Annotated in this window: 19 protein-coding genes; 16 read left to right on the plus strand and 3 right to left on the minus strand. The window is 62.5% G+C overall.

Annotated elements, in window-relative coordinates; translation table 11 throughout:
• Nucleotides 1–17: 17 nt before the first annotated feature.
• The 3 genes from NKJ91_RS12080 (at nucleotide 18) to NKJ91_RS12090 (ending at nucleotide 2,671) form a co-directional block, all read left to right on the plus strand.
• Entirely contained in the window at nucleotides 18–1,646 is a 1,629-nt protein-coding gene (locus NKJ91_RS12080; RefSeq protein WP_352455730.1) for a DNA alkylation response protein, read from the plus strand.
• Nucleotides 1,647–1,805: 159 nt separating this feature from the next.
• The gene (locus NKJ91_RS12085; protein WP_352455731.1) at nucleotides 1,806–2,360 is read left to right on the plus strand and encodes a hypothetical protein; all 555 of its coding nucleotides are present in this window, start codon (nucleotides 1,806–1,808) and stop codon (nucleotides 2,358–2,360) included.
• The gene (locus NKJ91_RS12090; protein ID WP_352455732.1) at nucleotides 2,360–2,671 is read left to right on the plus strand and encodes a DUF6105 family protein; all 312 of its coding nucleotides are present in this window, start codon (nucleotides 2,360–2,362) and stop codon (nucleotides 2,669–2,671) included. The genes NKJ91_RS12085 and NKJ91_RS12090 overlap by 1 nt, the downstream gene beginning before the upstream one ends.
• Here NKJ91_RS12090 and ruvX read toward each other — a convergent pair.
• A complete protein-coding gene (ruvX, locus tag NKJ91_RS12095; protein ID WP_352455733.1) occupies nucleotides 2,638–3,123 on the minus strand; it encodes a Holliday junction resolvase RuvX in 486 nt (161 codons plus the stop codon). The genes NKJ91_RS12090 and ruvX overlap by 34 nt on opposite strands.
• A gap of 116 nt (nucleotides 3,124–3,239) precedes the next feature.
• Between ruvX and NKJ91_RS12100 the strand changes: the two genes are divergently transcribed.
• The 6 genes from NKJ91_RS12100 (at nucleotide 3,240) to NKJ91_RS12125 (ending at nucleotide 7,608) form a co-directional block, all read left to right on the plus strand.
• Nucleotides 3,240–3,947 carry a metal-dependent hydrolase gene (locus NKJ91_RS12100; RefSeq protein ID WP_352455734.1) on the plus strand — a complete coding sequence of 236 codons (708 nt, stop codon included), beginning with the start codon at nucleotides 3,240–3,242 and terminating at the stop codon, nucleotides 3,945–3,947.
• Between the two features lie 24 nt (nucleotides 3,948–3,971).
• Nucleotides 3,972–4,388 carry a hypothetical protein gene (locus tag NKJ91_RS12105; protein ID WP_352455735.1) on the plus strand — a complete coding sequence of 139 codons (417 nt, stop codon included), beginning with the start codon at nucleotides 3,972–3,974 and terminating at the stop codon, nucleotides 4,386–4,388.
• A gap of 77 nt (nucleotides 4,389–4,465) precedes the next feature.
• Nucleotides 4,466–4,753 (plus strand): Asp-tRNA(Asn)/Glu-tRNA(Gln) amidotransferase subunit GatC, encoded by a 288-nt coding sequence (gatC, locus tag NKJ91_RS12110; RefSeq protein WP_023674910.1) that lies wholly within the window; start codon nucleotides 4,466–4,468, stop codon nucleotides 4,751–4,753.
• Nucleotides 4,754–4,760: 7 nt separating this feature from the next.
• Nucleotides 4,761–5,219 (plus strand): GNAT family N-acetyltransferase, encoded by a 459-nt coding sequence (locus NKJ91_RS12115; RefSeq protein WP_352455736.1) that lies wholly within the window; start codon nucleotides 4,761–4,763, stop codon nucleotides 5,217–5,219.
• A complete protein-coding gene (locus tag NKJ91_RS12120; protein ID WP_352455737.1) occupies nucleotides 5,219–6,784 on the plus strand; it encodes an amidase family protein in 1,566 nt (521 codons plus the stop codon). Before NKJ91_RS12115 ends, NKJ91_RS12120 begins: the two co-directional genes overlap by 1 nt.
• Before the next feature lie 29 nt (nucleotides 6,785–6,813).
• The gene (locus tag NKJ91_RS12125; RefSeq protein WP_352455738.1) at nucleotides 6,814–7,608 is read left to right on the plus strand and encodes a YdcF family protein; all 795 of its coding nucleotides are present in this window, start codon (nucleotides 6,814–6,816) and stop codon (nucleotides 7,606–7,608) included.
• Here NKJ91_RS12125 and NKJ91_RS12130 read toward each other — a convergent pair.
• Nucleotides 7,557–8,300, minus strand: coding sequence for a DUF599 domain-containing protein (locus NKJ91_RS12130; protein ID WP_023674914.1), 744 nt, complete (start codon nucleotides 8,298–8,300; stop codon nucleotides 7,557–7,559). The two genes, NKJ91_RS12125 and NKJ91_RS12130, sit on opposite strands and share 52 nt — an antisense overlap.
• A 170-nt stretch (nucleotides 8,301–8,470) precedes the next feature.
• Here NKJ91_RS12130 and NKJ91_RS12135 point away from each other — a divergent pair, with 170 nt between their 5' ends.
• The 4 genes from NKJ91_RS12135 to NKJ91_RS12150 all read left to right on the plus strand — a co-directional run bounded on the left by NKJ91_RS12135 (nucleotide 8,471) and on the right by NKJ91_RS12150 (nucleotide 11,951).
• Nucleotides 8,471–9,874: an L-serine ammonia-lyase gene (locus NKJ91_RS12135; protein ID WP_352455739.1), complete on the plus strand. Its 1,404-nt coding sequence runs from the start codon at nucleotides 8,471–8,473 to the stop codon at nucleotides 9,872–9,874.
• Nucleotides 9,875–9,959: 85 nt separating this feature from the next.
• Nucleotides 9,960–10,397 carry a DUF1489 family protein gene (locus NKJ91_RS12140; RefSeq protein ID WP_352455740.1) on the plus strand — a complete coding sequence of 146 codons (438 nt, stop codon included), beginning with the start codon at nucleotides 9,960–9,962 and terminating at the stop codon, nucleotides 10,395–10,397.
• A 124-nt stretch (nucleotides 10,398–10,521) separates the two neighbouring features.
• Nucleotides 10,522–11,253: a vWA domain-containing protein gene (locus NKJ91_RS12145; RefSeq protein ID WP_023674917.1), complete on the plus strand. Its 732-nt coding sequence runs from the start codon at nucleotides 10,522–10,524 to the stop codon at nucleotides 11,251–11,253.
• Complete coding sequence (locus tag NKJ91_RS12150) at nucleotides 11,253–11,951, plus strand: DnaJ domain-containing protein (protein ID WP_352448805.1); 699 nt, start codon at nucleotides 11,253–11,255, stop codon at nucleotides 11,949–11,951. Before NKJ91_RS12145 ends, NKJ91_RS12150 begins: the two co-directional genes overlap by 1 nt.
• A 47-nt stretch (nucleotides 11,952–11,998) precedes the next feature.
• Here the strand turns inward: NKJ91_RS12150 and NKJ91_RS12155 are convergent, their stop codons facing one another.
• On the minus strand, nucleotides 11,999–13,387 hold the full coding sequence (locus NKJ91_RS12155) for an SPOR domain-containing protein (protein WP_352455741.1): 1,389 nt from the start codon (nucleotides 13,385–13,387) through the stop codon (nucleotides 11,999–12,001).
• A 298-nt stretch (nucleotides 13,388–13,685) separates the two neighbouring features.
• On the opposite strand from NKJ91_RS12155, the gene NKJ91_RS12160 reads away from it, so the two are divergent.
• The 3 genes from NKJ91_RS12160 (at nucleotide 13,686) to clpA (ending at nucleotide 17,091) form a co-directional block, all read left to right on the plus strand.
• Nucleotides 13,686–14,015 (plus strand): phasin family protein, encoded by a 330-nt coding sequence (locus NKJ91_RS12160; RefSeq protein WP_023674920.1) that lies wholly within the window; start codon nucleotides 13,686–13,688, stop codon nucleotides 14,013–14,015.
• A 274-nt stretch (nucleotides 14,016–14,289) separates the two neighbouring features.
• A complete protein-coding gene (clpS, locus tag NKJ91_RS12165; protein ID WP_023674921.1) occupies nucleotides 14,290–14,616 on the plus strand; it encodes an ATP-dependent Clp protease adapter ClpS in 327 nt (108 codons plus the stop codon).
• A gap of 6 nt (nucleotides 14,617–14,622) precedes the next feature.
• Nucleotides 14,623–17,091, plus strand: coding sequence for an ATP-dependent Clp protease ATP-binding subunit ClpA (gene clpA, locus NKJ91_RS12170; protein ID WP_352455742.1), 2,469 nt, complete (start codon nucleotides 14,623–14,625; stop codon nucleotides 17,089–17,091).
• Nucleotides 17,092–17,165: the final 74 nt, after the last annotated feature.

Below are 17,165 nucleotides of genomic sequence, written 5' to 3' on the forward strand. Positions count from 1 at the left end.
GGTGATAAGGACGAAGCGTGACTGACGACGTGACCAACCAGCCGCCGCCGCTGGCCGGCGGCAACGCCTGGCGGGGCGATCCGTTGCTGATCCAGCTTGCCGAGCGCTTTTCCGATCCGGTGCGCAAGGACCTCGACGGGCTTGGCCGTTTCGTTCTGACCCATGAGGCGCAGGAACTGGCCCGTCTTGCCAATGTCGAGATGCCGAAGCTCAGGACCCATGACCGCCAGGGCCGGCGCATCGACCAGGTCGAGTTCCATCCCGCCTATCACGCGCTCATGCGCCGCTCTGTTGCCAACGGGCTGCATTCGTCGGTCTGGGAGAATGGCGACGCCGAGATCGGCCGCCGCCACCAGGTGCGCGCTGCACGCTTTTACCTCACGGCTGAGCTCGAGACCGGACATCTCTGCCCGATCACCATGACCAGCGCTTCGCTGGCAGCGCTGATGGCCAGCCCGAAGCTGTTTCGCGAATGGGCGCCTCGGGTGACGACGCGCAAATACGATCAAAGCCAAAAGCCTCCGGTCGAAAAAGCCGGGCTGACGCTCGGCATGGGCATGACCGAGAAGCAAGGCGGCACCGATGTCCGTGCCAACGTCACCAGGGCCGAGCGCGCGGGCAGCGGGTTTTATCGCCTGACCGGCCACAAATGGTTCATGTCGGCGCCGATGTCGGATGCCTTCCTGGTGCTCGGACAGGTGCCGGAGGGACTGTCGTGCTTTCTCGTTCCCCGCCTGCTCGGCGACGGATCCGGCAACGGCTTCCGTTTTCAACGGCTGAAGGACAAGCTCGGCAACCGATCCAATGCCTCGTCGGAGGTGGAATTCGTCAATGCCATCGGCGAGATGGTCGGCGAGCCCGGCGCGGGCGTGAAGACGATCATGGACATGGTGACCCTGACGCGGCTCGACTGTGCCGTCGCCTCATCGGCGATCATGCGGGCCGGACTGGCCGAGGCCGTCCACCACACGCGCCACCGCAAGGTGTTTGGAACCAATCTGATCGAGCAGCCGCTGATGCAGCGTGTGCTGGCCGATATGGCGCTCGACGTTGCCGCCGCTACCGCGCTGTCGTTCCGGCTGGCGCGCTCCTTCGACGAGGCGGCCGGCGACCGCGGCGAGGCGGCCTTCGCGCGCGCCATGACGCCGGTCGTCAAATACTGGGTCTGCAAGATTGCGCCGCCGCTGCTCTATGAAGCGATGGAGTGCCTCGGCGGCAATGGCTATGTCGAGGAGGGGCCGCTCGCCCGCTACTATCGCGAAGCTCCGGTCAACGCGATCTGGGAGGGATCCGGCAACGTCATGGCGCTCGACGTGCTACGTGTGCTGGGGCGTGCACCCGGCCTGTTCGATGACGTGCTGGCCGGCATCGACCGCGATCTCGGCGCCGGCGGACGCGGCACCGTCGGCGTGCTCAAGGCGGCAATGCAGGTCGCTGCAACCGACGAGGGCTCGGCGCGGCTCTTGACCGAGCAATTGGCATTGTCGGCGGCGGCAGCAGAGCTTCGCAGGCTGGGGGCAGGGCGGATCGCCGACGCCTTCGTCGAAACGCGCCTCGCCGGCCAGTGGCGCAATACCTATGGCATGATCGATTCCCGCCATGATGCGCGCATGATCATCGATACGCTCTACCCGCCGATCAACTAAGGGCCGTCGCCCAATTCGCTGCCGCTCTCGCGACCCTGTGGATGGCCGTTAACCTTAACGAATGGTTTCCATTGCGGCGGCCGGTGGCAAAGCCCAGTGTTATGGTTAAGGCAAGGACTGTTCAGCTTGAGCGGCTTTGCCCTGCGAAGCAGGAGCGTCATGCGGCATATTCTGAGCTCTTTTCTGGCATTGCATTGGGCGGCCGTTTTCGCCCTGCTGGCGTTCATCTGCATCGACGGGAATCGAGGCGTGGCGACGGCCCTTGGCGTACTCGGCGTTCCCATCCAGAACACTCGATTTGCCGATCTCGAAAACGCCGTCGTTGTGGCGCCGCTCGCCGTGGCACTACTTGTCGTCGCGGTGCTGTTCTGCTGGGCCTTTGTTGAAGCACTGACCAGCGACAGGACCAACCCGGATGCCGCCGATAGCGTCATGCGAATCGCCTTCATTTCCGCCTTGGGCGTGCTGTCGCTGATCGTCATCGGCGGCGCCGCGCAAGGCATCAATGGGCTGTTCATGATTGTCGCGGTGCAATTGGCGGCACTTCTGGCGTCCTATGTCGCGATGCTCGCGGAGCGGCGGTCGACCGTTGCCGCGGCAATTCCAGGGACCGGCGAAATCCGAGCGGCCGCGCATGTCATGGCCAAGGCAGCGGCGCATAATTCCTCGCTTGCCCGCATTTCCGGCCGGCTGGATTCGAGGGATGACCGCTGATGCGCACCTTGTTCGCGCTGTGGGCGGCTCCGCTCCTCTTGTTTTGGGGCTGGTTCTTTCTGTCGCTCAACGACATCAATTTCGGCTATGTCATGCTGAGCCGCCAATTACACGATCTCGTCTTCCAGCTCTATGGACAGATGCTCGGCGTTGATCCGGCGCTTATTCCGGGCATGGTGGCGAAAGCTTGCGTGTTCGATGGGCTGCTGCTGGTGGCGTTCTGGGCATTTCGCCGCCGCAAGGCGATTGGTGGCTGGATCACGGCGATGCGCAACCGCTATTTCGACCAGGCATCGACGCCGAGCGCCTGAAGCCGGTCGAGAACACCTTGGAGGATAAAAGCGGCCGCCGCAGAATCGATCTTGCCGGCGCGTTTCTTGCGGGAAAAGTCCATCTCGATCAGCGTCCGCTCGGCCGCCACCGTCGACAGCCGTTCGTCCCAAAAGAGGAAGGGCAGATCGGTCAATCCAGCCATATTGCGCACGAACGCGCGGGATTTTTGGGCGCGCGGGCCTTCGGAGCCGTCCATGTTGATGGGGAGGCCGATTGCCACGGCGCCGGCATTCTCCTTCTGCAACAGGGCGAGCAGCACTGCGGCATCGAGCGAGAATTTCCTGCGCATGATGACGGGGCGCGGGTGCGCGAACGACAAGCCGCGGTCCGCAACCGCCACGCCGATCGTTTTGTCGCCGAGGTCGAGACCGGCCAGGGTCTTGCCGCCGCCGAGCCGGGCCGGCAACTCCTCGATGGTGATGATGCCCAACGGCTTTTCCTTTGACCGCGACGCCGCACGTCCTATACGCGCAAAGCGTGCGCGGCACTTTAATTTCGCCGTCGGCGTTCTATCCTCCACCGAAGCAAAAATCGAGGAAAGCATTGATGAAACTGACCTGGTACGGACATTCGGCATTCCGAATCGAAATCGAAGGCGCGAAAATCCTCATCGACCCCTATCTGGTCGGCAATCCGTCGTGGGCGGGCGGCTGGGAAGGGCCGGCCGAAGGGATCACGCACGTGTTGCTCACCCATGGCCACAGTGACCACATCAGCGGCGCCGTCGAAGTGCTCAAGAAGAGCGGCGCGATGCTGGTCGCCAATTTCGAGATTTGCATGTACCTGGTCGGCAAGGGTGTCGGTGACAAGCAGATCAATCCCGGCAATATCGGCGGCACCGTCGATTGCGGCGGCTTCACCACCACCTTCGTTCAGGCTCTGCATTCATCGTCCTTTCCGGGCGAAGGCGGCCAGAATACCTATCTCGGCAATCCGGGCGGGCTCGTCCTGCACTTCCCCGAGGATAAGACGCTCTACCATATGGGCGACACCGACGTTTTTTCCGACATGGCGCTGATCAACGAGTTGCACGAACCGAAGATCGGCATCGTGCCGATCGGCGACCGTTTCACCATGGGCGGCGCGGTGGCAGCGCTTGCCTGCCAGCGTTTCTTCAAGTTTGAGACGGTCATTCCCGCCCACTTCGGCACATTTCCGATGATCGACCAGACCGCCGACAAGTTCGTGGCCGGGCTGGATGGATCGGGTGTGAAAGTTGCGTTGCCGAAGATCGGCGAGACGATTACGCTGTAAAGAAAGCCGGTCCGGAACGATACGATGCGCTTGAGAAATTCTCTTTGCCTTTCCATGCTGGTTGCCGCGTCGCCGACGCTGGCCGCGGAAAATTTCATCGAGGGCGTCTATCTGCAATCGGAGGACCTCTGCGCGCAGGCCAAAAAGGATACGCTGCAGACGGTGATCGAGGGCGGCAATATCGTGCTGTCGGCAAATGGCCTGGAAAGCATCGAATATAATTGTGAATTCCTGCAGATCACCAAAGCGACACGCTCACCAAGCTGGGCGGTGACCGCTATATGCCAGGCGCCGGGCTACGTCTTTCCCGATGTTCTCTCACTAACACAGATGAGCCCGAAGCAGATCGACCTGGTATCGGTTCGGCCTGCCGCCGACGAAGGCGAGCAGAGCGGCAACGGCGGCAGTTATTTCCTCTGCGACGGCGTGGCGATGCCATAGGGCAGTTGAAGGCATGATGCATGTTGCGCGGCACGCGCCGCGCCGCTATAGCGCTGGTTTTTCCCCGAGGCACAAACATGTCCGTTGATATAAAAACCGTGAAGCGCGTCGCGCATCTTGCCCGTATTGCGGTGAGCGAGGAGGATGCAGAGCGCATGACCGGCGAATTGAACGCCATTTTGGGCTTTGTCGAGCAGTTGAACGAGGTCGATGTTTCCGGCGTCGAGCCGATGACCTCGGTCACGCCGATGGCAATGAAAAAGCGCCAGGACGTCGTCACCGACGGCGGCAAGGCAGCCGACATCGTCGCCAACGCGCCGGCGACCGAAGAGAATTTCTTCCTTGTGCCTAAGGTCGTGGAGTAGCTGGCCGATGGCAATCGAGATCGCCACGGAGACGCCGCTGCAGGACGATGTGCGCGGGCTGGTCGAGGAGCTCAACGCCACATTGCTGGAGCTGACGCCGCCGGAGCATTGCTACCATTTGACGGTCGAGCAAATGGCGGACCGCGACACGACCGTCTTCATCGCCCGCGATAACGGCCTTGCCATCGGTTGCGGCGCACTGAAGCGCCACGATGCTGTCGTCGGCGAGGTCAAGCGCATGTATACGCGACCTTCGCATCGCGGCCGCAAGATCGGCGCGAAGATTGTCGAGCGTATCGAGGCGCTGGCGCGCCGAGAAGGGCTTAAGCGTCTGGTGCTGGAGACGGGCGACCGTCATCCCGCCGCCTGGACCGTCTACGAACGCGCCGGTTTTTCGCGTTGCGGCCCGGTACTGGATTATCCCGATTCCGAGTGGTCGGTGTTTTACGAAAAGAGCCTTGCCTGATGAGCGACCTTACCCAGCTGACGATTTCGCAGGCCCGCGCCAAATTACGCTCCAGGGAGATCACCGCCACCGAAATCACCGAGGTTTATCTATCGGCGGTCGAGCGAGCCAATCCGGCGCTCAATGCCTACGTCGTGGTCACCGACGACAAGGCGCGCCACATGGCCAAGGCCTCCGACGCGAAACTGGCCAAGGGCGAGGGCGGGTCGCTCGAGGGTATCCCGCTCGGCATCAAGGATTTGTTCGGCACCGAAGGTGTCCACACCCAGGCCTGCAGCCATGTGCTGGACGGCTTCAAGCCGCGCTACGAATCGACGGTCACCGCCAATCTGTGGGCGGATGGCGCCGTCATGCTCGGCAAGCTCAACATGGACGAGTTCGCCATGGGTTCGTCCAACGAGACCTCGTATTACGGGCCAGTCATCAACCCGTGGCGGCGTTCGCGCCTCGACACGGTGGTAATGCCGACGACGCATCAGGGCGAGGGTGGCTTCGTTTCGGCCGGCGGCACCAGGACCGCGCGCACGTTGGACAATGCCCAACTGGTGCCGGGCGGTTCGTCCGGAGGCTCCGCATCAGCGGTCTCGGCCTTCCTGTGCGCCGGCGCCACCGCCACCGACACCGGCGGCTCGATCCGCCAGCCCGCCGCCTTCACTGGCACAGTCGGCATCAAGCCGACCTATGGCCGCTGTTCGCGCTGGGGCATCGTTGCCTTCGCCTCATCGCTCGACCAGGCCGGGCCGATCGCGCGCGACGTACGCGACGCCGCGATCCTGTTGAAGTCGATGGCTTCGGTCGACGCGAAGGACACGACGTCCGTCGACCTGCCGGTGCCGGACTACGAGGCGGCGATCGGCCGCCCGATCAGGGGCATGAAGGTCGGCATTCCCAAGGAATATCGCGTCGACGACATGCCCGCGGAGATCGAGGCGCTGTGGCAGAAAGGCATTGCCTGGCTGCGGGATGCTGGTGCCGAGATCGTCGATATCTCACTGCCGCACACCAAATATGCGCTGCCGGCCTATTACATCGTGGCGCCGGCCGAAGCCTCGTCCAACCTCGCCCGTTACGACGGCGTCCGCTATGGCTTGCGCGTGCCCGGCAAGGACATTGTCGATATGTATGAAAAGACCCGCGCCGCCGGCTTCGGGCGGGAGGTCAAGCGCCGTATCATGATCGGCACCTATGTGCTTTCCGCCGGCTACTACGATGCCTACTATCTACAGGCGCAGAAGGTTCGAACCCTGATCAAGCGTGACTTCGAAAATGTGTTTGCCGCAGGCGTCGACGTCATCCTGACGCCGGCAACGCCTTCCGCCGCCTTCGGCATCGCCGACGAGGACATGGCCGCCGACCCGGTCAAGATGTATCTCAACGACATTTTTACGGTGACGGTGAACATGGCCGGCCTGCCCGGCATAGCGGTTCCGGCCGGGCTCGACGCCAAGGGGCTGCCGCTCGGCCTGCAGCTGATCGGCCGGCCCTTCGACGAGGAAACGCTGTTCCAGACCGCCCATGTCATCGAACAGGCGGCGGGCACATTTCAGCCGGAAAAATGGTGGTAGGATCGTTTCTCATCTTGAGGGGGTGAGGGATGTTCTTCTATGTCTCCAAGGTTCTCGGGTTCTTCGTCGAGCCGTTGAATCTCGCGATCTTCCTGCTGCTGGCGGGGCTGATCGCGGCGATGTTCGGGCGGCGACGGTTGGCGACCGCCGGCAGCGCTCTTGCCTTCCTCATTCTGGCGGTTTCGATATGGAGCCCGCTCGGCCCCATGATGCTCAATCGGCTGGAGGAACGCTTCCCCAGGCCGCCGCTGCCGGAAAAGGTTGACGGTATCATAGTGCTTGGCGGCAGTCTGGATGGCGCCGTCAATCTGGTGCGTGGCGGCTATGAAATGAACTCCAGCGGCGACCGGATGGTCGAGGCGGCCGTGCTGGCGCGGCGGTTCCCGACAGCGAAAGTCGTTATCTCCGGTGGCAGCATCGAAACGTTCCGCGGCGGCGAAGGCGATGCAGATACCGCGCCGCGTCTTTTTGCCGCTTTCGGCGTGGCGGCCGATCGGCTGATCCTCGAGAACAAATCCCGCAACACCTACGAGAACGCTGTCTTTACCAGGGAACTGGTGACGCCGAAACCGGGCGAGACCTGGCTGCTGGTGACCTCGGCCTTCCACATGCCACGCGCCAAGGCGCTGTTCGACAAAGCCGGTTTTTCGACCGTTCCGTGGCCGGTCGACTATCGCACTTCCGGCAAGGAAAGCATCGGCACCTTGCCTTATCCCGGCGACTGGCTGGAGGTCACCACCGTTGCGATCCGCGAATGGATAGGGCTCACCGCCTATTGGCTGTCGGGCCGCATCGATCGGCCTTTCCCCGGACCGGGCGGCTGACCGAGCACCGCCTGCCGCGCCGCCGAGAAAAACTGGCGGCGCACCAGTACCGCCAGAAGCAGCAGCGTCGATAGCACGAAGACGGTGGGATCGACGAACCAACCGAGATAGCCGATCGAGAAGAACACGCCGCGCAGGCCCGAATTGAAATGCTTTCCGGCCAGCATGTTCATGCGCGCGGCGCGCCACACCGCCGTTTCGGTGACCGGATTGCGCGACGCCTCGCCATGTGGAATCGGCACGGCGCCGATCAGGATCGAGCAATAGTTGAACAGCCGGTAAGCCCAGCCGAACTTGAAGAAGGAAAAGGCCAGGATCAGCACCAGCCCGAACACCTTCGTCTGGAAGGCCGCGCGTGAGGACGTGGCGCCAAACGGCAGGTCGCTCAGCACGGTCAGAACCTGATCGGAGGCGCCGAGCAGGGCAAAACAGCCGCCGATCGCAATCAGCGAACTGGAGGCAAAGAAGGCGGTCCCCTGTTGCAGCCCGCTCATGATAGCGGTGTCGACGATGCGGATCTCGCGTTCGGCCATGGTCCGCATCCAGGCCTCGCGCTGCGCGTTCATAGCCCTCGTCAGCGACATGCGGCTGACCAGCATTCCGTCGGCGGCGAGCGTATGCAGCACCCACGCGGTAAGGAAGAACCCCAGCGCCGCAAGGTCGGCCGTCGATAGGTGAAAGGAATCGCTCATGCGTTGCTTTTACCACAGGCGGCGGTAACGCTTCGATGGCCGAAGCTGGAATGTCGCTGCCGGAGCAAACAAGGTCGGCAGGTGCAGCGCCGCGGTCCTTAAAACAGCGGAAAACATCATGGGAATTCCTATATGTAGACCTCAACAGGGTCCCAGGAGAAAACGCCCACGTGTTCCTTTCGGTTTTCGACTTGTTCAAGATCGGCATCGGCCCATCGAGTTCGCACACGATGGGGCCGATGACGGCCGCGCGGCGGTTTCTCGACGAGATTGCGGGAGACGACTGGCCGCGCCCGGCCGGCGCCAAGGTCGACCGGATCGCGGCCAGCCTGCATGGCTCGCTCGCCTATACCGGCATCGGCCATGGCTCCGATCGTGCCGTGGTGCTCGGCCTCGCCGGCCAGACGCCGCAGACGGTGGATCCCGACCTAGCAGACGGCATCGTCGCACGCATCGCCGCCGAGAAGCGGATTTCGCCGCCCGGCCATCCGTCCTACCGTTTCGACCCGGCAACGGATCTGGTGCTGGATCGCAAGACGCCGCTGCCGGGTCACGCTAACGGCATGGCCTTCTCTGCCCATGATGCCGGCGACCGGTTGCTGCTGAGGCGCGTCTATTATTCGATCGGCGGCGGCTTCGTAGTGTCCGAGGAAGAACTGCAGCGGGTGAAAGCAAGGGGCTCGGCGACAACCGAAGGCAAGAAGGTTCCGTATCCGTTCAAGAACGCCGTCGAAATGCTGTCCATGGCAGCGAAAAGCGGGCTTTCCATTGCCGAGATGAAGCGCGTCAACGAGGAGACGCAGATGTCGCGCGGGGAGCTCGACGCCGGCCTCGATGGCATCTGGAGCGCCATGAAGGGGTGCATCGAGCGCGGCCTGTCGCAAGACGGCATCATGCCGGGCGGACTCAAGGTGCGCCGCCGTGCCCGGATGCTGCACGACAAGCTGCAGGAGCAATGGCAGCAGAACCGGCCCAACCCGCTGCTCGCCAACGACTGGCTGTCGATCTATGCGATGGCGGTCAATGAGGAGAACGCTGCCGGCGGCCGTGTCGTCACCGCGCCAACCAATGGGGCGGCCGGCACTCTGCCCGCAGTGCTGCGCTACTGGTTGCATTTCCATCCCGAAGCCGACCAGCCCAGCATCCGCGATTTCCTGCTGACGGCGGCGGCCGTCGGCGGCATCATCAAAACCAATGCTTCGATCTCGGGGGCGGAAGTCGGCTGCCAAGGCGAGGTCGGTTCGGCTTCGGCAATGGCTGCGGCGGGATTGTGCGCCGTCATGGGCGGCACGCCCGAGCAGGTCGAGAATGCTGCCGAGATCGCGCTGGAACATCATCTCGGCATGACCTGCGATCCGGTCGGCGGGCTGGTGCAGGTGCCGTGTATCGAGCGCAACGCGCTTGGTGCCGTCAAGGCGGTGACCGCCGCTTCGCTGGCCATCAAGGGCGACGGCGTTCATTTCGTGCCGCTCGATGCCGCGATCGAGACGATGCGCCAGACCGGCCTCGACATGAACGAAAAGTACAAGGAAACCAGCCTTGGCGGATTGGCAGTCAATGTCGTGGAGTGCTGAGCGCCAATCTGGCGGCCTGGACCACCACTGTGGAGAAGTCGATCAGGCCGTTGACGCGTTCGCGTGCTGGACTAAACCTTAAACGATGTCTCTCAATCTCATAAAGCTTTGCGTCGGCTGTGACAGCGTCGAGGATCTGGAAGAGTGGATTGCCTTCCGTCTCGACGAGCGGCGCCGCGCCGGCGAACCGGCCGAGCACTACCACACCACCCGCATGGTGCCGACGCGTAGCGCCGAGATTACCGGCGGCGGCTCGCTCTACTGGGTGATCAAGGGCAATGTCCAATGCCGCCAGCTGATCACCGAAATCCGGCCCTTCACCGATGACGAGGGCATCGGCCGTTGCCATCTGATCCTCGATCCCGAGGTCGTGCGCACTGACTGGCAACCGCGCCGTGCATTCCAGGGGTGGCGCTACCTGAAGCCGGCGGACGCGCCGGCCGATCTCGGCAAGGGCAAAGCCGGGCTGATCGAGATGCCGCCGAAGCTCAGGCGTGAGCTTGCCGATCTCGGCCTGCTCTGACGCCGAGAAACGCAACGCCAAGACCACCAGCCGAAGCGCTGTCCGCAGGTGCCATCATCACAGGTCCTCCAGGTCGCCTCATCTGGGCTTGCAAGCCGGGGAACAACGCCACATCTTGAATGTCATGAGCGACAAGAAGCAGCCCGTGCCTGCAAGGGCCAATCCTGCGCCGGTCGAGTCACAATCGAGCACCGGCGAGATCGACGCGTTTCTCCGTCAGGCAAGGACGCTCGCTGCATCCGCCACCGGTTCAGGCAGGCTGATCCTGTCCCTCGACGCGACGATGAGCCGCCAGCCGACCTGGGATCTCGCCTGTGCGCTGCAGGCCGAGATGTTCGACGCCGTCGGCAAGGCCGGGGCGCTCAAGGTTCAACTTGTCTATTTTCGCGGCCTTGGCGAGTGCCGCTCGTCCGCATTCGTCACCGATACCGAAGCTCTGAAACAGCTGATGACGCGCATCGACTGCCGCAGCGGCCATACCCAGATCGGCAAGGTGCTCGCCCATGCGCTGAAACAGACGGCGGCGGCCAAGGTCAACGCGCTGGTCTATATCGGCGACGCGATGGAAGAAAACATAGATGATCTGGCCGAAAAGGCCGGCAGCCTCGGTCTGCACGGCGTTCCTGTCTTCGTCTTTCAGGAGGGCCATGATGCCGCTGCGGAAAAGGCGTTCAAGGAAATTGCGCGGCTGTCGAAAGGGGCCTGGTTCCGGTTCGATCGGCGGGCTGCCGCGACGTTGGCCGGCCTGCTTTCGTCCGTCGCCGTGTTTGCGACCGGCGGGCTGAAGGCACTGGAGGCCCGGGGCAGGCCGGAGGACCGGCTGATGATCGAGCATATGCGGGGCGGCGGAAACTGATGGGCGCGATTATCGCTTTCGTAGCATTGCTTCTGGTGTTTCTCGGCATGCTCACCATCTTCCTGCGCGCCGATCCGGCGAAGCTTGCAGGCGGCATGAGGACGCTTGGACCTGTGCTGCTCGGGCTGGTCGGCGTCGCCGTGCTGCTGGTCGGGCGCGAGGGCATCGGCGGCTTGATCCTGTCGGCTGCGCTCGCCTGGTACGGCTCCATGCGCATGAATCGGCCGGCAGCCAAACTGGCGGCAGGCAAGCGTTCGACAGTTCGTACGGCGGCGCTTGAGATGGAACTCGATCACGATACCGGCGGCCTCGAAGGCCTTGTGCTGGCCGGGCGCCATGAAGGCAAGATGCTTGGCTCGATGGGGCTTGCCGAATTGCAGCAACTCTATCGCGAACTCTCCGGCGATCCGGAGAGCCGTCAATTGCTAGAGACGTATCTTGACGGCAGATTTCCCATCTGGCGCAAAGACGCTGATGCGAATGGTGGCGAAGGGCTGGGTGTTGCGCCAGGTTCTGGCGCCATGACTAAGGAGGAGGCCTACAAGATCCTTGGTCTTGAAGCGGGGGCTGCCGCGGCGGATGTCCGCAAGGCGCACCGCCGCCTGATGCAGCGCCTGCACCCCGATATCGGTGGCACGTCTTTCCTGGCGGCGCGGATCAATGAAGCCAAGGACGTCTTGCTCTCCAATCACAACTAGTCTCCTTCGACGCAGAACTTCGGGAAAGATATCGTTTCGCGCGCCGCTTACTGAGGGACGGCGTAGCACTCGATCTTCTTCTTTTTCAAAGCGTTGCAGGCTTTCCAGGCAGCCGTCTTCGAACCGAAACCACCGAACCGGGCGCGGTAATAGGTGACACCGTCCTTGTCGAAGGCGACGGTGAAACCGGAGGCATCGGTCAGAACGGAGGGCGCCTGCTTCGTCGCCTTGTCGAGGAAAGCCTTCGCTTCGGCCTGTTTTGGCGAAGAGGCGACCTGTATTGCCCAGCCGGATGGCACCGACGCCGTGCTGACCGGATCGACCTCTGCCGCCGGTTCGGCATAGGCTGCGGCGACCCGGGCTGTCGCCACGTCGTCCACCGTCGACACAGCCGTCGTCTTGACCCTCTTGGCCTGAACGACCGGAGCGGTCTCTTCAACGACGGGCGCATTTTCCTCGACAAGAGAGGCAACGGCATCGTCGTCCGGCTTACTGTCCGGTGTCGGCGCGTCATGCTTCGGTAGAAGCACCTTGGCCAAGGCTGAAATCGGATTGCCGCCGCCGGCCTTGGCAATCAGCACGCCGCCGCCGCGCGACGACGCCTGCGGCATGTAGGCATTGATCAACCCGGCCATCTGGCTGTCGCGGCTGCCGCCGGACCTGCCGCCCATGACCACCGCTACGATGCGCCGATCGCCATCCGAGACCGAGGAGACCAGATTGTAACCGGAGGCGCGGGTGTAACCGGTCTTGATGCCGTCGACGCCCTTGATGCGTCCGAGCAGACGATTGTGGCCGTTGATGCGCTGCCGCCCGTAAAGAAAGGAGCGCTGCGAGAAATAGCCGTAATATTGCGGGAAATGCTCTCTCAGGGCGATGCCGAGCATCGCCATGTCGCGCGCGGTCGTGAACTGGCCGGGATCAGGCAAGCCGTTGGCGTTGCGGAAAACGGTTCCCCTCATGCCCAGCGCCCGCGCCTTGGCGGTCATCATGCGGGCGAAATTGGCTTCATTGCCGCCAAGCATCTCGCCAAGCGCCGTTGCGGAATCGTTTGCCGATTTGGTCACCATCGACAGGATCGCGGTCTCGACCGTGACCGAGCCGCCCCGCTTGACGCCGAGCTTCGTCGGCGGTTCGGCAGCGGCATTGGCCGAGAACACGACCGGGGAATTCTTGCTGATCCTGCCCTTCGCCAACGCCTCGAACGTCAGATAGAGCGTCATCATCTTGGTAAGCGAAGCCGGATAGCGCCGGCCATCGGCATCCGACGAATAAAGCACCTTGCCGGTCTTGGCATCGATGACGATGGCCGCCGACTTGGCCGCCATGGATGAAGCCGCGTCCGCGACGACGAAGCTCATCGCCATGGCGAGGATCATGATCGTTTTGAAGGGGGACGCGGATTTAGAAACGAAGCCCGACAACGCCTTACGCACTGATAGTTCCTTTGAATTTCCGTTGCCTTGGAGGCGGCAAAGGGTCCTGCCTCACCTCCGGCCACGCTAACGCGGGCAGCGTTACCAATCCGTTTATGGTAACCGCCGCGTTCACCATTTTCTGTGGGATTGAGCTTCTCTTTATTCGAATCTTAGCGATTGCCGGCAGCTCACGATCCGCATTGCCGCGGGAATCTTGACTTTTGTGCACTGCACAATATATTTACACGCATTGCACAACGCGGCCCGGACAAGCCGCGTCTATCGTTCAAGGCAACCGTTCAAGGGAATGCGTGAAATGACCCAGACCTATGAAGATTTCAGCAAATACGGCAAGGAATTTGCGGACACCGGATTGAAGAGCTTCGCCTCGCTGTCCAAGGGTGCGCAGGCTATCGCCGCCGAGGCGGGCGAGTACACCAAGAAAAGCTTCGAAGCCGGTAGCGCCGCTGTTGAGAAGCTCTTTTCCGCCAAGTCGCTGGACAAGGCGATCGAGATCCAGTCCGACTATGCCAAGCAGTCCTATGAGAGCTTCGTCACCGAAGCCACCAAGCTTGGCGATCTCTATGCCGAACTCGCCAAGGAAGCCTACAAGCCGTTCGAATCGATCGTCGCCAAGGCGAAGTAAATTCGACGAACATTCCGAGCCGGCCCCTGGGCTTGCAAAGACAGACCCGGTCGCGAACGCGCGGCCGGGTTTTTTCATGCCAGCTCGAAATCGGGGGCCTGCGGTCTTCACGATTTGAAAAATCGGTCAAGTTTGGCCACCTAGCCATATTGTCAGCTAAACAGAAGGGCTTAAAATCGTCCATCGAACACCTACATGTCGAGCATGCATGAGGATTCGAAAGAGGCAGGACTACGTGATTACAGGTTTGACTGCCACGAGCTACGTGGTGCGAATGCAGAACGGCAGCAACGGCAATGAGGCCGGTCGCGGCACGGCCGTCATCACGCGCACAAAAACCAAGACCAAGAAGCCCAGTCTGTATCGGGTCCTCATTCTTAACGACGACTACACACCCATGGAATTCGTGGTCCACGTGCTGGAGCGCTTTTTCCAGAAGGACCGCGAAGCCGCCACACGCATAATGCTTCATGTTCACAATCATGGGGTGGGCGAGTGCGGGGTCTATACATTCGAGGTGGCCGAGACCAAAGTGGCTCAGGTCATGGATTTCGCCCGACAGAATCAGCATCCGCTGCAATGCGTGATGGAGAAGAAGTGAGGTAACATGCCGGCTTTCTCCCAAGGCCTGGAAAAGGCGCTTCACCAAGCGCTGACGCTCGCCAATGAGCGGCACCATGAATATGCAACCCTTGAACATTTGCTGCTCGCCCTGATCGACGACACCGAGGCGGCGGCCGTCATGCGTGCCTGCAACGTCGATCTCGACGAGTTGAAGCATACGGTCCTCACCTATATCGACACCGAGCTCGACAACCTCGTCACCGGCTACGATGAAGATTCCAAGCCGACTGCCGGTTTCCAGCGCGTCATCCAGCGCGCGGTGATCCATGTGCAGTCGTCAGGCCGCGAGGAGGTGTCCGGCGCCAACGTGCTCGTCGCCATCTTCGCTGAGCGCGAGAGCCACGCCGCTTACTTCCTGCAGGAACAGCAGATGACCCGCTACGACGCGGTCAACTACATCTCGCATGGCATCGCCAAGCGCCCCGGCGCTTCCGAGACGCGGACGCCGCGCGGCGCCGACGACGAGCAAGGCAGCCAGAGCGGGGCCGAGCCGCAAGAGGAAGGCGGCAAGAAGAAGCAGCAGCAGGACGCGCTGACTGCCTATTGCGTCAACCTGAACAACAAGGCCAAGGCCGGCAAGATCGATCCATTGATCGGTCGCGAGAGCGAGATCAACCGGACCATCCAGGTGCTGTGCCGCCGCTCCAAGAACAACCCGCTCTATGTCGGTGATCCCGGCGTCGGCAAGACGGCAATCGCCGAGGGCCTCGCCAAGCGCATCGTCGAGGGCGACGTTCCCGAAGTGCTGCACAATGCCACCATCTTCGCGCTCGACATGGGCACGCTACTGGCCGGCACCCGCTATCGCGGCGATTTCGAGGAGCGGCTGAAGCAGGTCGTCAAGGAGCTCGAGGATTATCCCGGCGCCGTGCTGTTCATTGATGAGATCCACACCGTGATCGGGGCAGGGGCCACCTCTGGCGGCGCCATGGATGCGTCGAACCTGTTGAAGCCGGCGCTGTCGTCCGGCGCGATCCGCTGCATCGGCTCGACCACCTACAAGGAGTTCCGTCAGTTCTTCGAGAAGGACCGCGCGCTGGTGCGGCGCTTCCAGAAGATCGACGTCAACGAGCCGACCGTCGAGGACGCCATCGAGATCATGAAGGGCCTCAAGCCCTATTTCGAGGAGTTCCACAAGGTCCGCTACACGAGCGAGGCGATCAAGGCTTCGGTCGAACTCTCGGCGCGTTACATCAACGACCGCAAGCTGCCGGACAAGGCGATCGACGTGATCGACGAGACCGGCGCCTCGCAAATGCTCGTGCCGGAAGCCAAGCGCAAGAAGACCATCGGCATCAAGGAGATCGAAGCGACGATCGCCACGATGGCGCGCATCCCGCCGAAGACAGTTTCCGCCGACGACGAGAAGGTGCTGCAAGGCCTCGACATCGAGTTGAAGCGCGTCGTTTACGGCCAGGACACCGCGATCACCGCGCTGACCTCGGCCATCAAGCTGGCGCGGGCCGGCCTGCGCGAACCGGAAAAGCCGATCGGCTCGTACCTGTTCTCGGGCCCGACCGGTGTCGGCAAGACGGAAGTGGCCAAGCAGCTCGCCGCCTCGCTCGGCGTGGAGCTGATCCGCTTCGACATGTCGGAATATATGGAACGCCACACCGTTTCACGGCTGATCGGCGCGCCTCCCGGCTATGTCGGCTTCGACCAGGGCGGCCTTCTGACCGACGGCGTCGACCAGCATCCGCATTGCGTGCTGTTGCTGGACGAAGTCGAGAAGGCGCATCCGGATCTGTTCAACATCCTGTTGCAGGTCATGGATCACGGCAAGCTGACCGACCACAACGGCAAGCAGATCGACTTCCGCAATGTCATCCTGATCATGACCACCAATGCGGGCGCGTCCGACGCGCAGCGCGCGGCCATCGGTTTCGGTTCGACCAAGCGCGAAGGCGACGATGTCGAGGCGATCAACCGGCTGTTCACGCCGGAGTTCCGCAACCGTCTCGATGCGATCATTCCGTTCGGCTCGCTGCCGGTGCCGGTCATCCATCAGGTGGTGCAGAAGTTCGTCATGCAGCTGGAAGCACAGCTTTCCGAGCGTGGCGTGACCTTCGACCTGTCGCAGGATGCAATCGCATGGCTGGCCGACAAGGGCTATGACGAGCACATGGGCGCCCGGCCGCTTGGCCGTGTCATCCAGGAGCACATCAAGAAGCCGCTGGCCGACGAGGTGCTGTTCGGCAAGCTCAAGAAGGGCGGCACGGTGCGTGTCACCGTCGAGAAGAAGGAAACCGGCGAGACCGGCCTGAAGCTCGAATCGCTCGCCGATGAGGCGCCGGTGAAGCCGAAGAAGGAAGAGCCGGACGACGTGCCGAAGGCCAAGAAGGCCGTGGCGAAGAAGCCCGCCGCGAAAAAGGCGGTGGCGCAGAAGCCGGAGCCGAAAGGCAAGGACGGTGGCAAGCGCAGCCTTGTGCCGCAACTGCCGCGTAAGAACTGACGAATCCGCAAGTCAAAAAAGCCCCGGAAGCGGGGCTTTTTTTATGACATTTTCCGGTTAACCGCCCGGCGTCC

The sequence above is a fragment of the Mesorhizobium sp. M0040 genome, assembly GCF_040323505.1.
Classification (GTDB): domain Bacteria; phylum Pseudomonadota; class Alphaproteobacteria; order Rhizobiales; family Rhizobiaceae; genus Mesorhizobium.